At 67.1% G+C, this 14,896-nt stretch carries 14 protein-coding genes and 1 pseudogene; 7 read left to right on the forward strand and 8 right to left on the reverse strand.

Annotation, left to right across the window (positions count from 1 at the left end; all coding sequences use genetic code 11):
- The 5 genes and pseudogenes from ASC92_RS29380 to ASC92_RS20520 all read right to left on the reverse strand — a co-directional run.
- Nucleotides 1–966 (reverse strand): amino acid adenylation domain-containing protein (locus tag ASC92_RS29380; protein WP_235505942.1); only part of this gene is annotated, 966 nt, incomplete at both ends.
- Nucleotide 967: 1 nt separating this feature from the next.
- A pseudogene (locus ASC92_RS20505) lies at nucleotides 968–4,868 on the reverse strand (condensation domain-containing protein); the annotation flags it as partial.
- A gap of 66 nt (nucleotides 4,869–4,934) precedes the next feature.
- On the reverse strand, nucleotides 4,935–5,678 hold the full coding sequence (locus tag ASC92_RS20510; RefSeq protein ID WP_235505917.1) for a thioesterase II family protein: 744 nt from the start codon (nucleotides 5,676–5,678) through the stop codon (nucleotides 4,935–4,937).
- Entirely contained in the window at nucleotides 5,678–5,929 is a 252-nt protein-coding gene (locus ASC92_RS20515) for an MbtH family protein (protein ID WP_056519179.1), read from the reverse strand. Before ASC92_RS20515 ends, ASC92_RS20510 begins: the two co-directional genes overlap by 1 nt.
- A 140-nt stretch (nucleotides 5,930–6,069) precedes the next feature.
- The gene (locus tag ASC92_RS20520; RefSeq protein WP_157609088.1) at nucleotides 6,070–6,582 is read right to left on the reverse strand and encodes a sigma-70 family RNA polymerase sigma factor; all 513 of its coding nucleotides are present in this window, start codon (nucleotides 6,580–6,582) and stop codon (nucleotides 6,070–6,072) included.
- 222 nt (nucleotides 6,583–6,804) lie between these two features.
- Between ASC92_RS20520 and ASC92_RS20525 the strand changes: the two genes are divergently transcribed.
- A complete protein-coding gene (locus ASC92_RS20525) occupies nucleotides 6,805–7,632 on the forward strand; it encodes a hypothetical protein (protein WP_056519185.1) in 828 nt (275 codons plus the stop codon).
- A gap of 36 nt (nucleotides 7,633–7,668) precedes the next feature.
- Here ASC92_RS20525 and ASC92_RS20530 read toward each other — a convergent pair whose 3' ends face one another.
- Nucleotides 7,669–8,253 carry a YSC84-related protein gene (locus ASC92_RS20530; RefSeq protein WP_056519187.1) on the reverse strand — a complete coding sequence of 195 codons (585 nt, stop codon included), beginning with the start codon at nucleotides 8,251–8,253 and terminating at the stop codon, nucleotides 7,669–7,671.
- A gap of 269 nt (nucleotides 8,254–8,522) precedes the next feature.
- Between ASC92_RS20530 and ASC92_RS20535 the strand changes: the two genes are divergently transcribed.
- Nucleotides 8,523–8,732 (forward strand): hypothetical protein, encoded by a 210-nt coding sequence (locus ASC92_RS20535; RefSeq protein WP_056519190.1) that lies wholly within the window; start codon nucleotides 8,523–8,525, stop codon nucleotides 8,730–8,732.
- A 102-nt stretch (nucleotides 8,733–8,834) separates the two neighbouring features.
- On the opposite strand, the gene ASC92_RS20540 is transcribed toward ASC92_RS20535, so the two are convergent.
- Nucleotides 8,835–9,227 carry an HU family DNA-binding protein gene (locus ASC92_RS20540; RefSeq protein ID WP_056519193.1) on the reverse strand — a complete coding sequence of 131 codons (393 nt, stop codon included), beginning with the start codon at nucleotides 9,225–9,227 and terminating at the stop codon, nucleotides 8,835–8,837.
- 208 nt (nucleotides 9,228–9,435) lie between these two features.
- On the reverse strand, nucleotides 9,436–10,113 hold the full coding sequence (locus ASC92_RS20545; protein WP_235505919.1) for a GntR family transcriptional regulator: 678 nt from the start codon (nucleotides 10,111–10,113) through the stop codon (nucleotides 9,436–9,438).
- A gap of 218 nt (nucleotides 10,114–10,331) precedes the next feature.
- On the opposite strand from ASC92_RS20545, the gene ASC92_RS20550 reads away from it, so the two are divergent.
- The 5 genes from ASC92_RS20550 to ASC92_RS20570 all read left to right on the forward strand — a co-directional run bounded on the left by ASC92_RS20550 (nucleotide 10,332) and on the right by ASC92_RS20570 (nucleotide 14,895).
- The gene (locus ASC92_RS20550) at nucleotides 10,332–11,222 is read left to right on the forward strand and encodes a dihydrodipicolinate synthase family protein (protein ID WP_056519196.1); all 891 of its coding nucleotides are present in this window, start codon (nucleotides 10,332–10,334) and stop codon (nucleotides 11,220–11,222) included.
- A 32-nt stretch (nucleotides 11,223–11,254) separates the two neighbouring features.
- Complete coding sequence (locus ASC92_RS20555; protein ID WP_056519199.1) at nucleotides 11,255–12,241, forward strand: Bug family tripartite tricarboxylate transporter substrate binding protein; 987 nt, start codon at nucleotides 11,255–11,257, stop codon at nucleotides 12,239–12,241.
- Between the two features lie 142 nt (nucleotides 12,242–12,383).
- Nucleotides 12,384–13,382 (forward strand): dihydroxyacetone kinase subunit DhaK, encoded by a 999-nt coding sequence (locus ASC92_RS20560; protein WP_056519901.1) that lies wholly within the window; start codon nucleotides 12,384–12,386, stop codon nucleotides 13,380–13,382.
- Nucleotides 13,382–13,978, forward strand: coding sequence for a DAK2 domain-containing protein (locus ASC92_RS20565; protein WP_056519202.1), 597 nt, complete (start codon nucleotides 13,382–13,384; stop codon nucleotides 13,976–13,978). Before ASC92_RS20560 ends, ASC92_RS20565 begins: the two co-directional genes overlap by 1 nt.
- 44 nt (nucleotides 13,979–14,022) lie before the next feature.
- Nucleotides 14,023–14,895 (forward strand): branched-chain amino acid ABC transporter permease, encoded by an 873-nt coding sequence (locus tag ASC92_RS20570; RefSeq protein WP_056519206.1) that lies wholly within the window; start codon nucleotides 14,023–14,025, stop codon nucleotides 14,893–14,895.
- Nucleotide 14,896: the final 1 nt, after the last annotated feature.

Here is a 14,896-nt window from a genome sequence, read left to right on the forward strand (position 1 = left end):
GAGGGGCCTTCGTTGGCGACAACGACGGCTTCGCGGACTTCAGGCTGCGCCTGCAGCTGCGCCTCGATCTCCCCCAGCTCGATGCGCAAGCCCCGCACCTTCACCTGGTGGTCGATGCGCCCCAGGTACTCCAGCTGGCCCTCGTTGCTCCAGCGCACCAGGTCACCGGTGCGGTACAGCCTGCTGCCGTTGTCGGTGGCAATGAAGCGCTCGGCGGTCAGGCCGGCGCGCTTGAGGTAGCCGCGTGCGAGGTGCATGCCGCCCAGGTACAGCTCGCCGGCCACGCCCACCGGGACTTCGTTCAGGCTCCCATCCAGCACATGCGCCAGCGTGTCGCTGATCGGACGGCCGATCGGCACCTGCGTGCTGCCGTCGTCGCGGCATGTCCACTGGGTGACGTGGATGGTGGTCTCGGTCGGGCCGTACAGGTTCTGCAGCGTGGCGCCGCCCAGGCGTTGCAGCGCTTCCTTCTGCGTGGCCGCGGGCATCGCTTCGCCACCGCAGATGATGTGCTTCAACTTTGTCGTTGCCTCGATGCCTTCGTACGCCAGGAAGGCCTGCAGCATCGAGGGCACGAAGTTCAGCGTCGTGATCTGGTGCTTCCGGATCAGTTCGACCAGGCGCACCGGGTCGCGATGATCGCCGGGGTTGGCGATGACCAGCCGGGCACCGGAGGTCAGCGGCCAGAACATCTCCCACACCGACACATCGAAGCCGAACGGGGCCTTGTGCAGCACGGTGTCGGCACCTGCGAGTGTGTAGAACGCCTGCATCCAGGCCATGCAACTGAAGAGTGCCGCGTGGCGGATGGCTGCACCCTTGGGGCGGCCGGTGGAGCCAGAGGTGTAGATGACGTAGGCGAGGTGTTCGCCGTGCAGGGGGACCTGAGGATCGGCTTCGGACTCCGAAGAGGTATCGAGCGTGTCGAGTTCGAGCACCTGGAGGGCTTCGGTGCCGGGGACCAACNCGCCGTGCAGGGGGACCTGAGGATCGGCTTCGGACTCCGAAGAGGTATCGAGCGTGTCGAGTTCGAGCACCTGGAGGGCTTCGGTGCCGGGGACCAACAAACGCAGGTGGCTCTGAGTGAGCAGCAAGGAGATGCCGCTGTCTTCGACCATGTAGGCGAGGCGGTCTGCCGGGTACTCGGGGTCCAGGGGCACGTAGGCGCCACCGGCCTTGAGCACGGCAAGGATGCCCACCAGCATCTCGGTGGAGCGCTCTGCGCAGATGCCGACCAACACGTCGGGCGCCACGCCCAGCGAGATCAGGCGATGCGCCAACCGGTTCGCGCGCGCATTGAGTTCGGCATAGCTCAGCGCCTCGTCACCGAAGACCAGCGCGGGTGCCGAAGGCTTCGACTTCGCATGCGCCTCGATCTGCCGGTACACGGGCTGTGCGCCTTCGTGGCGATGCGTGTTCTCGCCCCAGGCCGCCAGCTGTGCGCGCTCCGCAGCACCCACCAGTGCCACGTCACCCACCGCCAGTTCGGGCTGCCAGGCCAGCGCCTGCAGCACCGCCACATAGTGCCCCGCCATCCGCTCGACCGTCTCACGGTCGAACAACTCCGCCGCGTAGACGAAGCCCAGTGTCAACTTGCTATCGGGCGTCTCGCGCGCTTCGAGCACCAGCTCGAATTGCGCCTCTCCATCGGGCAGCGCGTAGTGCGCCACTTCGAGCCCCGGCAATTGCGCCAGCGCCCGGTAGTCTTCCACCAGGTGATTGAACATCACCTGGAACAGCGGACTCTGGCCCAGGCTGCGCTGCGGTTGCAGCGCCTCGACCAGCTGCTCGAACGGCAGGTCCTGGTGCGTCTGCGCGCCCAGCACCGCCTCCCGGGCCTGCGCGACGACCTGCGACAGGCGCATGCGCGCGCCGACCGGGTTGCGCAGCACCAGCGTGTTGACGAAAAAGCCGATGACGCTATCGGCCTCGACCCGGCTGCGGTTGGCCACCGGCGCGCCGACGCGGATGTCTTCCAGTCCGGTATAGCGATGCAGCAGCGCCTGGAACCCGGCCAGCAGCACCATGAAGAGCGTCGCACCTTCGGACGCCGCGGATTGGCGCAGGCCGGCCAGCAGCGCGGCGGGCACATCGACGCTGTGCCGCGCCGCGCTGTAGCCGATCTGCGCGGTGCGAGGACGGTCGGTCGGCACTGCAAGCACAGGGGGCTCGTCGCCGAGCTGCTCGCGCCACCAAGCCAACTGCCGTTCGGCTTCACCAGCGGCCAGCCAGCCGCGCTGCCACACGGCATGGTCCACGTACTGGACGCGCGCGCCGGCACGGCGCTGCGTGTCGCCCTGCAGCCGCGCGGCATAGCCGGCCGCGAATTCGTCGAGCAGCACCTGCATCGACGCGCTGTCCGAAATGATGTGGTGCATCACCACCACGAGCAGGTGCGACGTGTCCGACAGGCGCACCAGCGCCACGCGCAGCAGCGGCCCTTTCATCAGGTCGAAGGGCGTGGCGTGAAGGCGCCGCGCTTCCTCGGCCGCGCGTGCTTCGCGTTCGCCGGGCGGGAGGTGGCTCAAGTCGACGAGGTTCAGCAATGGCGTCCACGTCGGGCTGATCAGCTGTTCGGCTGTGCCGTCCGCACCGCCGAGGAACACCGTGCGCAGCGACTCGTGGCGCGCAGCAATGTCTTCGAATGCGGCGTGCATCGCAGCGGTGTCCAGCACGCCCGACAGGCGAAGCGCACCGCTCATGTGATACGCGGTGCTTTGCGGCGAGAGCCTCCACAGGAACCACTGGCGTTCCTGCGCATGCGACAGCGGCAACGGCTGCAGCCGGCGCTCGGCGGACAGCGGCTCGATGGCCGCGCTGGACGCAGCAGAGACCGGGTTCGCATTGCGGCTGCGCACTGCATCCGCGCAGGCGTTCAGCCGGGGCTGTTCGAACAGGTCGCGGATGCCGAACTCGATATTCCAGCGCCGCGCGATGCGTGCAGCTGCCTGCACCGCCGCGAGCGAATTGCCGCCCGAGGTGAAGAAGTGAGCGTCGTGCGCCGGCGTGCGCCCTTCGGGCCACCTGAGCACTTCGCGCCAGATGCCCGCCACCGCCTGCGCGACATCGTCGAGCACCGGCGCGTCGGCCGGGAGCGGCGCACCACCGCCGAGCGTGAAGGCCCCGTGCTCGTGAATCGCGTAGGCATCGAGGCTGCGCGCCGCGAGCCCCACGCGGCACGCCTGGCGCTGGAGCTTGCCGCTGGAGGTCTTGGGCAGCGCGCCGGGGTTCAGCAGCGCCACAACGGCCGGCGCTTCGCCGAACACCTCGCTCACGGCAGCGCCGAGCACCTCGACGAGCACGTGCGGCGCCACCAGCTTCTGCATGCTGCGCGACACCTCGGCCGCCACGCCGATGCCCTCGCCTTGCGGCCCCGCCACCGCGAACGCGGCGACGCGGCCCTTGCGCACGGCCTCGACCTCGGCTTCGATGGTGCGCTCGATGTCCTGCGGATAGATGTTGTGGCCGCGGACGATGATCAAGTCCTTGATGCGGCCCGTGACGTAGAGCTGCCCGTCGTGCTGGAAGCCGAGATCGCCGGTGCGCAGCCAGCGCCGGCCTTCATGCTCGGCAAAGGTCTCGCGGGTTTCGGCGGGCTTGTTCCAGTAGCCGGCGCAGATGCTCGGGCCGCTGGCCCAGATCTCGCCGACGCGGCCCGTGCCGAGCGCGGCCAGCGAGGCAGTGTCGGCGATGCGCACTTCGTGGCCCTCGGGCACGGCGCCGCAGCCTACCAGCATGGTGCCGCCCGCGCCTTCAACACCCTCGCCTCTTGCGAGCGCTTCGGTCGAGAAGCTGCGCGCGACCAACCCGCCGCCGCGTTGTCCACCGGTGACGAACAGGGTCGCCTCGGCCAGGCCGTAGCAGGGGTACGCCGCGCGGGGGTCGAAGCCCACGGGCGCGAACCGCTCGATAAATTCGGTTTCGGTGTCGGCGCGCACGGGCTCGGCGCCGGTGTAGGCCACGCGCCAGCTCGACAAGTCGAGCCCCGCGAGCCGCGATCCCTTCACGCGGTCGAGGCACAGGCGGTAGGCGAAGTCGGGGCCGCCGCTCAGCGTGGCGCGGTGGCGCGAGATGAGTTCGAGCCAGCGCACCGGGCTTTCGAGGAAGTAGCGCGGCGAAGTCAGCACCAGCGGAATGCCGCTGTAGAGCGGCTGCATGAGGCCGCCGATCAGGCCCATGTCGTGATACAGCGGCGCCCACGACACGAACTTGTCATCCGGCCCGATGCCCATGCCCTCGCGGATGGCACGCTCGTTGGCCATGAGGTTGCCGTGCGTCACGATCACGCCCTTGGGCGCGGAGGTCGAGCCTGAGGTGTATTGCAGGAATGCGGGGTCGTCCTGCGCGGGCGAGAACGGGGTCCATGCGTCGGCGAGAGCGTTGTCCACCGCATCCACGGCGATCGTCGACGCCTGCGCGAACGACTCTGCGGCACTCTTCATTGCAGCCTGCATCGCCGATGAGGTGAGGATGCAGCGGGCCTGCGAGTCGCCTGCGATGCCCGTCAGGCGCGCGAGATGCTGGGGCCGCATGGATTCAGGCGGAAACACGGGCACGGCGATCACGCCGGCATAGAAGCACGCCAGCATGCTCACGGCGTAGTGGTCGTCGTTGTCCAGCATGACGAGGGCGCGGTCGCCTTTCGCAAACTGCTGTTGCAGGCGCGCCGCCAGCGCACGTACGCGCGACTCGAAGGCGGCGTAGCTGACGGGCTTCTCGAAGTGGGCGCCGTTCGCTTCGCCGACCACCGTGAGCCAGACATCGTCGGGCCGCGCCTGCGCCAATGCCCGCAGGTGTTCCACGAAGTTCGCGGATTCGGGGTGTCCCTGGTTCAGCGCCGCCATTGCGGTTTTCGTTGTGCGTGCCATCTCGCTCACTTCAGATAGGTGGAAAGGGCGCAGCCGGCGTCGGGCCGGCCGCGTTCGGGCAAGGCGTCATGCAACCGCATGGGGTGCATGCCGTCCCCCGGCCACGGCCTGGCCCACGCGCCGCGTCAATGCATCGAGGAACGCGGCTTCGCGCTGGCGGATGAAGAAGTGGCCACCATCGAACCAGTCGAGCGTGAACGCGTCGCCGGCATGCGCCGACCAGGCGTCGATGCGCTGCGCGTCGATGTCGTCCTGACGGCCCGCGAAGACGTGCAGGGGCATGGGCAATGGCGCATCCACCGCATAGGTGAAGCTTTTGCAAACGCGGTAGTCGGCACCCAGCGTGTCGAGGGTGATGCGCATCAGCTCGGCGCTGGCGAACACCTCTTCGGGAGTGCCGCCCTGCTTGCGCAGCTCGGCGGTCAGCGCGGCGTCGTCATGCGTGCCAGGCAAGCGGCCGGGATCGCGCTGCGATGGCGCCGAACTGCCCGATGCGAGCAAGCCCCGCGGCAACGGGCGGCCCAGCGCGCGAAGCCGCCGCGCAACGCCATAGGCCAGCAATGCACCCATGCTGTGGCCGAAGAGCATGAAGCTGCCCTGCATCGCATCGGCCTGTTCGGCGCAGATGCGCGCGACCTGGGCGTCGAAGCTTTCGACGAAGCGCTCGCCCATGCGCATGCCGCGGCCCGGCAGCTCGACGGGCACGATCTCGATCCAGCGCGGCAGCAGGGGCCGCCAGCGCAGGTACATCGTTGCGCTGGCGCCCGCGCACGGCAGGCACAGCAGCGACACCCTCGCCGGCACGGCCATCAGAGCGCGGCAGCCTGCGCGGAAGGCACACCTTCCTGCGCCGCCATCCAGTCGCGCAGCGACTTCGGACGCATGTCGGTCCAGTTCTTCTCGACGTAGTCGAGCGCAGTCTTCTTGTCGCCCTTGACGCCGTCGACGGCCACCCAGCCGCTGGGCACAGCCTTCCAATGCGGCCAGATGGAGTATTGGTCTTCGTGGTTGACCAGGACGATGAAGGTTTCGTCTTCGCGGTCGAAGCAGCTGGTAGACATGGTGCGTCCTTGTGCGGTTATCGGGGAAGCGGCAGGAAAGCGGGCGGGCAACCGGACCGGCGGGCGGTCGATTGCTGCGCTTCTGATCAACATGACGGTTCGGGAGCGAATCTGTTCACTCCCCCGGGGCGTCGCGCGCGTCAATCGTTGATCAGGTAGCGCATGGCGCCGACGGCTTCGTCAGCCTCGGCGATGAGGCGGTTCACGAGCCCGAGCGCGCAGCCCAGCTGCGCCGCGATGCCGCGCTGCGTGAGGCCTTCGAGGCGGTAGAGCTGGAACGCCGCGCGCGTTCTCGCGGGAAGCCGCGACAGCGCCTGCTCGATCAGGCCGACGGCCTGGCGGTCGCGCATCAGGCAATCCGGCGAAGGTGGCCCGGGCACGTCCAGTGTCTCGACGTCGATGTCGAAGGTGCGGTAGGTGGCCTCGAGCGACTGGCGGCGGCAATGGTCGAGCGCCAGGTTGCGCACCACCTGGCAGCAGTAGCCCATGGGCTTGTCGATCTTGCGGCAGACGCCGTCGGCGATACGGAGGTAGGCATCCTGCACCACGTCGTCCGCGAGGTCGGTGGTGCGCACGATCCTGCGGGCAACGTGCCAGAGCTGGGCCCGGTTGGCGACGAAAACATCTCCCAGCGATGACTCGGGCGAAGACATGGGCTGCATATTTAAATAAGAATCATTACTGTTTACGAAAGGATGACACCCCAGATTTGCGATGTGCCCTCACTTCCATAGACGTTTGGGCGCACCAAACAGAGACATCGGAAATGCCTCGACGACGTTCCGACGGGTATCCCGAGGCACCCCGGCCCGGGCATCTAAAATCTCGCCCCTTTTCCCCGTCCTACCCGCCCTTCCCGCCGCGCCCTCTGCCTCATGAATATCGTCGTCAACGAAGACCTCAAAGCCTATATCGACCCCCTGACGCCGGAGGAATACGAAGCACTCGAACGCAGCATCCTCGCCGAGGGCTGCCGCGACGCGCTGGTGCTGTGGGGCGATGTGCTGGTGGATGGCCACAACCGCTACGGCATCTGCCAGAAGCACGATCTCCCGTTCCAGACGGTGCAGAACACGCGCTTCAAGACCATCGACGACGTGCACCTCTGGATGATCGACCAGCACCTGGGCCGGCGCAGCATCTCCGACTTCCTGCGCGGCGTGCTCGCGCTGCGCAAGAAGGACATCGTCGATCAGCAGCGCACCCGCGCGGTGGCGCAGCCGGCGTCGTCGCCGGACGCCGCGCACGATGCGTCCGACCCGCCGTTCGACGTCGATCCGCCCGCCGATGGCACCGCCATGCCACCGCCCGCCCCGCTGAACAGCCGCGAAGCCATCGCCCGCGCCGCGCGGCTGAGCAGCAGCCAGGTGGGCATGATCGAAAAGATCCAGAAGCAGGCCGCGCCGGAATTGGTGGCTGCCGTGAAGTCGGGCGTGATCTCGATCAACACCGCGGCCGCGGTCGCCACGCTGCCGGCCGAGGAGCAGGTCTCGGCCGCGAACGCCGGCAAGGACGAACTCAAGCAGGCCGCCAAGCGCGTGCGCGAGTCGAAGAAGAAGCCGCGCGAAGAGTCCGCCGAAGCGGATGCGCATGACGCGCCAGACACGATGCAGGCGCTGGAACAGCGCGTGGCCGAACTCACGGCCGAGAACGAAACCCTGCGCCGGCAAGTGGCCGAACTGCGGGCGCAACTCGGCCATTGAGCGCATCGGCCTGCACAGGCAGGCCGATGCGTTTTCCTACAGCTGGATTTCGCTGATCTTCGCGCCCGACAGCGAGACGCCGGCCTCCAGCCCCACGTTCGTCATCACGAAGCCCACCACCGGCTGGCGCAGCGTGTTCGTGTCGATGCTGCCATTGGCCCCGATGGTCGCGAGCGCGACCGTGGCGTCGGCACCTGCCGTCCAGCCCTTGCTGCTGCGGAACTTGTCCAGCGCCGCCTGCGTGGTGAACACGTAGATCACGGCCTTCGACTGCGCACCTGCCTGGAAGCCCACCGACCCTGCGGTGGTGCTGTAGTAGGACTGCGTGCGACCGTTCACGCGCAACGCGCCGCGGCCATACTCGGCGCCCACGCCCATGCTGGCACCCACCACGGCGGGAAACACCAGCACCCCGCTCGACCTGGCGACCAGATCGCGCGACCCCTTCACGGAGTCGTACAGCTTCGACAACGAAGCATCGACCTGGGCGTCGATGGAAGTGCGCGAAGACGCGCCGCTGGCTTGATCCTGCGGCCGCGTGGTGGTGCACCCGACAAAAGCCAGGCTGCACGCCGCCACGGCGGACGAAAGCGCCAGCGTGCGGAGATTCATGGTTTTCATGACGGATTCCTTTGCAAAAAACATGGATCGGCAAACAAAGCTCTGCCGTCGGCGGCAGACGAGTTCGATGCTAAATCCGCCGAAGAGGGGCAAATCCGGCTTGCGACATCGGCCTACGCGAAGTCACGGCGTCGGCGAACGCTGGATGGAGCCTCTGACGGCCGTCCCACCTACACGGGTCGCCGCGCCGCGATGACCCCGAACAGCGCCAGATTCGATACGCTCGAGTTCCGCCTTCCATATTCCCCAATACCCCGAGGAACGAACCCATGCCAGCTAACGCGAAAGTCACAGGAAATGTCGAATACCGGGCCGGCGACGGTCCCTTGATCCTCATTCCCCAAGGACCGATCGAGGTCGAGCTGGCACCCGACAGCGCCGTGCTCAGTTGGGGCGATGCCGGCAACATGCAGACGACGGCCATTCCGCTTGACGAGTACCAGCGCTATCTGAGCGAGGGCGTGATCCAGACCGACTGAAGCGCTGTGCATCTGCACCGCCCATGAAAAAACGGCCCCGAGGGGCCGTTCTTCATTGTTCTGCGTCCGCAGCACGAGGCCGTGGTGCATCACTGCCGGTTCTTACTTCTTCTTTGCAGCCACGGCCTTCTTGGCGGCTGCGGCAGCCTTCTTTGCGGGTGCAGCCTTCTTGGCGGCGGGCTTTGCAACCACGGCCTTGTCGGCCTTGCGCTTCGCGGCCTTCGGATCAACGGCAGCCTTGAAGGCGGCGCCCGGCACGAACTTCGGCACCTTCTGTGCGGCGATCTTGATCTTGGTGCCGGCGCTGGGGTTGAAGCCCGAGCGTGCGGCGCGCGCCACTTGCTTGAAAGTGCCGAAGCCGACGATCTGGACGGGGTCACCCTTCTTCACTGCGGCGACGATCGAGCCCGTGACGGTCTCGAGGATACGCGCGGCTTCTGCCTTGCTGACGTTGTGGGCGGTGACGATTTTTTCGACGAGTTCGATGCGGTTCAACTGAGTTCCTAGTAGGTTTGATTTCGCCATGTTGCCTATGGCGGCGCAGCACGAATACAAGCTGCAAGCGGGCCGGAGTTTATTCGACTGCGAGAGGCCGGATGTAACGCGGTCGCTTCAGGCCTTCTCGCCGGCCTGAGCCCGGCAGTACCGGCACGAAGTTGCGCCCTCTACCGATGAAATATCCGCGCTCACCACCAGCAGTGCGCTATGGACGATACGGCGCGTCCTGTCCCACGCGCAGCATGCCAGCCAGCACGCGATGCTTGGACTGCTCGATGTGCGACATCATGTGTGCGAGCGCCGCGTCGGCGTCTCGCGCTGCAAGCGCGTGGAGAAACTCCAGGTGCTCGCGCATCGCCGGCACCACCTGCACCGGGCGCATCGAATCGGCGTCGTAGCGGATCAGGCGCACGTGCAGGCTGTTGACACGGTAGATTTCCGACAGGATCTCGTTGCCGATGGCGTCCACCATCTGGTCGTGCAGGCCCCAGTCGACTGCTTGCGCGTCGCGCTCCAACGCCTCGTCGGGCCGAGGCTTGATCGCCCGTTCCAGAATGGCCTCGTGGCTCTCAATCAATCGCTCGATGGTTTCGGCACTGGCTACGCGCGCGAAGTTCACAACGGCCTCTCGCTCGACCATCGCACGCACCTGCCAGGCATTGCGGATCAGCTTCATGTCGACCGAGGCGATCTGAAGGCCCCGTTTGGGCACCGTCTTGATCAGGCCAGCCGCCTCCAGCCGCGGCACCAGTTCCCGCACCGCAGCCAACGGCATCTCCAGCAGTTCCATCAGTTCGCGCTGGGACACGAACTGCCCCGGCCGGATCCTGGCATCGATGATTTGCTGGCGAAAGCCCTGGTAGGCGCGGCTGCGCTGGTTCACCGGCTCCCCTTCCACGGGGGGTTTGGATGACTCGGTCGAAGCGGCGACGGGGAAATTCATGGCAATCGTGGGTAGTGGCGCAATGCCCTGGAAAGGCATTGTCCCCGATCTAGGGTTAATACTGACATTCATCTAACATGTTAGTTGGAGTATAGTTTGATCTCAGCGCGACACTGTCGCGTGCCAGTCCTTCCTCATCGTTCAACGGAGCAGTTCTCATGGGTCTTGATCTCACCGGCGTCATCCCGCCTCTCGTCACGCCTTTCACCGCCGATGGCAGCATCGATGAAGCGGCTTTCCGCAAGGTGATCCGGTTCAACCTGGACAAGAAGGTGCACGGCGTGTGCCCCGGCGGCAGCACCGGCGAAGGCCACACTTTCACCGTCGAGGAATTCAAGCGGGTGATGGAGATCACGGCCGCCGAAGTGGCCGGCCAGGTGCCGATCGTCGCGGGCATCATCTCGAACAGCACCCGTGACGCGATCAACCGCGCCAAGGCGGTCTCGCACCTGCCCATCGCGGCCCTCCAGGTGACTCCGGTGCACTACCTCTTCAAACCGGACGAGGAAGCCACCCACAACCACTTCAAGGCGCTGACCGAAGCGGTGGACATTCCCGTGGTGATCTACAACGTGGTGCCATGGAACTACCTGAACCCTGCACAGATGATCCGCCTGATGAAGGACCTGCCCGGCGTGCAGGGCATCAAGCAGAGCCAGGGCGACCTGAAGCTCATGGCCGATCTGCTGCTGGGCGTGCCCGAGGGCTGCAAGGTGTTCTCCGCCGTCGATGCGCTGCTGTACTCGTCGTTCGCGCTCGGCGCGCACGGCACGATCGCGGCAACGCCGGCCGCGCTGCCCGGCGTATGCGTCAATCTCTGGAACACCGTGCAGGCCGGCGATCACGTGAAAGCTCTCGAGATGCACAAGTCGATGCTCGCCTTCTGGAACGCGTTGATCGGCGACAACCTGCCGGCGAACATCAAGACCTCGATCGCACTTCAGGGCTGCGACGCCGGCCTGCCGCGCGCGCCGATGCCCGCCACCACCGCGGCGCAGCGCAAGAAGATCGAGGCGGCCATGGAAGACGTCCTGCGTTTCAACGTGTGAGCTGAGCCCCATTTCCAATAATGACAGGAGACATGACCATGCAGATCCAGCGTCGACAGATTCTCGGCATGGGCGCGGCCGCGGCCCTGAGCGCCCCGTTCGCCCGCCAGGCCTGGGCCCAAGGTTTTCCGAACAAGCCCCTCACCCTCGTGGTGCCCTTCTCGCCCGGCGGCAACACTGACATCGTGGCCCGCACCGTGGCAGTGGCCCTGGGCAAGGTCTTGGGTCAATCGGTGATCGTGGACAACCGTGCCGGTGCCGGCGGCTCGATCGGCGCGATGCAGGTCGCGCGTGCCGCGCCCGACGGCTACACCCTGCTGTTGTGCGGTGCGGGTGTCGTGGTCACGGTCCCGGAGATGGTCAAGACCAGCTACAGCCGCACGAGCTTCGCACCCCTCGGGTTGGTGAACAAGAGTTCGATGGTGCTGCTCGCGCGCAAGAACGAAACGCGGTTCAAGAACTTCAAGGAGCTGGCTGCTTACGCACGTTCCGGCGAAGGCAAGCTGATCGCGGCGCATTCCGGACCTGGCACGCCCAACCACCTGGCGCTGCTGCAACTCGAGAGCCTGCTCAAGGCCAAGTTCACGACCGTCAGCTACAAGGGATCCGGCCCTGCACTGATCGACCTCATCGGCGGCCAGGTTGACGTGCACTTCGACCAGGTGACCAGTTCGCAGCAACACATCAAGGGCGGGGCGCTGCAGGCGCTGGCCGTGCTGGGCCCGGCGCGCGATCCTTTGCTGCCCGGCGTGCAGACCGTCGCGGAACTCGGCTTCGGAGAGATCGACGGTACCACCTACGTCGGCGTACTCGCGCCCAGTGGTACGCCCAAGGACGTGCAGGACAAGCTCGCCGCCGCCCTCGCGCAAGCCGTGAAGGACCCGCAGACGGTCAACAGCGCTCGCGAACTTGGCAGCGTTGCGCTGTCCAGCACGCCGCAGGAGTTCGCGCGCATCCTCGACGCCGAGTACGCGCTGGCTACCCAGGCCACCAAGGACGGCCGGCTCAAGGCCGACTGAGTCTCCTTTGCCGGGTGAGCCGCGCCGCTAGCGCGCGGCGCCGCAAAGGCCCATCGAGTCATCGCAAGGCACCGTGGCACCGCCATCGGCGGCGCCGCGTGGCCGCGCGCATTCCGTTTTCATTGAGCAGGCAGAAACCACCGTGAAGAAGATCCTCAACGACCCCCATGCCTACGTCGACCAGATGCTGGACGGGCTTTGCCTGGCGCATCCCGAGCTGCAGCGCCGCGGTGAAGGTGGACGCGTCGTCGTCCGCAGCGGCGGCGCGGTGCCGGGCAAGGTCGGCATCGCGACCGGCGGCGGCTCGGGCCACCTGCCCGTGTTCCTCGGCTATGTCGGCGAAGGCCTTCTCGACAGCTGCGCCGTGGGCAACGTGTTCGCCGGGCCGCGCATGGACGACTGCATCGAGGCCATGCGTGCGGCCGATGGTGGAGCCGGGGTATTGCAGCTGTACGGCAACTACGGCGGCGACCGCATGAACTTCGAGATGGCGGCAGAGATGCTGGAGCTCGAAGGCATGGCCACGGCTTCGGTGCGGGTCGCGGACGACGTGGCGAGCGCGCCAGCCGAGCAGCGCGACAAGCGCCGGGGCGTCGCGGGCCTGGTGTTGGTCTACAAGGCAGCGGGCGCGAAGGCCGCCGCGGGCGCGACGCTCGATGAAGTCGCCGCACTGGCGCGCAAGGCGAATGACGCCTGCCGCTCGATCGGCGTGGCACTCACGCCGTGCGTGGTGCCGGAATCCGGCCAGGCGTCGTTCACGATCGGCGAGAACGAAGTGGAGTTCGGCATGGGCATCCATGGCGAGCCCGGCATCTGGCGCGGGCCGCTCAAGACGGCGGACGCGCTGGCCGACGAGATGCTTGCGCACGTGTTGCCGGAACTCGCCCTGGCACGCGGTGATCGCGTGGCTGTGCTCGTCAACAGCCTCGGCGCCACGCCGGCCGAGGAGCTCTACATCCTGTACCGTCGCATCGCGCAGATCCTCTCGGAACGCGGCATCGCGATCGTCCGTCCGCTCGTGGGCCGGTATGCCACGTCGATGGAAATGGCCGGCGCCTCGCTGAGCGTGATGAAGCTCGATGCCGAACTCGAGGCACTGCTGGCCGCGCCGGCCGATTGCCCCTTCTGGAGCGTGCGCTGATGCTCGACGCCGCCATCCTCGCCGCTGCCGTGCCGCGCTGGTGTGCCGCCATGCACGCCGCGGCCCCCGAACTCAACGCGCTCGATGGCCGCCTGGGCGATGCCGACCTGGGCGCGACGCTGGACAAATGCGCCACGTTGATGGCGCAGGCCGTCCCGGAACGCCCCGATGCGCTCGAGGGCATCTTCAAGCGCTGCGCCCAGGCGTCGGCCAAGGCGTCCGGATCGAGCTTCGGCACGCTGCTGACGGTCGCGCTCATGACCGCGGCGAAGCGCAGCGCCGGCGTGCACTCGCTGGGCCGCGTGGAGATGGCCGCACTGCTGTCGGAAGTGGTCAGTGTGCTGTCGGCGCGGGGCGGTGCGAGCCTTGGCGACAAGACCGTGCTCGACAGCCTGCACGCGATCCATCTCGCGCTGGAGTCGGCGCCCGAGGGCTCCGATACACGCCAGCTCGCTCGCCAGGCCGTGCGCGACGCGCTGGAAGCCTTCCGCGACAAGCCCAACCGTATCGGCCGCGCCCGCATGTTCGCCGACAAGACCATCGGCATGGACGACCCCGGCATGGTGGCCCTGCAACGCATGGTCGACGCACTCTGACGCCGGCTCGCGCCGCCCGCATCCATTTCCCCGGAGACAACGACATGCTCGGACAAGTGATCGTCAGCGGCCTCGCCATGGGCTGCATCTATGCCCTGATCGCCCTCGGCTACGCCTACGTTTGGAACACGATGGCGATCGTCAATTTCGCCGCTGGCGAGTTCCTGACCTTCTCCGCCTTCGTCTTCGTTGCCACCTTCACGACCAGCATGCACCTGCCCTTCTGGCTGGCCGCTTTGCTGACCGCGGCGGTGATGGCCCTGCTTGGCGCGGTGTTCTCGCGGCTGGTGTTTGCGCGCCTGCAGCGGCAGAAGGCACTGGTCGCGATCATCGCCACCGTGGGCTTCGGCATCTTCCTCAAGGAGATGGCCCGCATCATCTACGGCCCCGAGCCGCTGCTCTACGCCAGCCCGTTCGGCGACGGCGTGGTCGACGTGGGCGGCCTGCGCATTCCGGTGCAGCAACTGGTGATCATGGTCATCGTGGTGCTGGTGATGGTGCTGCAGTACCTCGTGCTGCGCTACACCACCATCGGCAAAGTCATGCGCGCCACGGCGCTGGACCGCGAGACCGCCCAGCTCATGGGCATCCCGGTCAACCGCGTGCTGGCGGGCACCTTCGCGTTCTCGTCGGTGCTGGCCGCACTCGCGGGCATCCTGCTGGCGCCGCTGTTCTACGTGACGACGGAGATGGGCACGCTGGTGGGCCTGAAGGGTTTCGTCGCGATGATCATCGGCGGCTTCGGCAGCGTGCCGGGCGCCATCCTCGGGGGGGTGCTGCTGGGCGTGATCGAGAACGTGGGCGCCTTCACGATCTCCTCGACCTACAAGGACGCCATCGCGTTCGGCGTCCTGCTGATCTTCCTGCTCGTGCGGCCACAGGGGCTGCTGCCCGAACGCAACGCGGACCGCGCCTGAG

The sequence above is a fragment of the Variovorax sp. Root411 genome (assembly GCF_001425205.1).
GTDB lineage: Bacteria > Pseudomonadota > Gammaproteobacteria > Burkholderiales > Burkholderiaceae_C > Variovorax.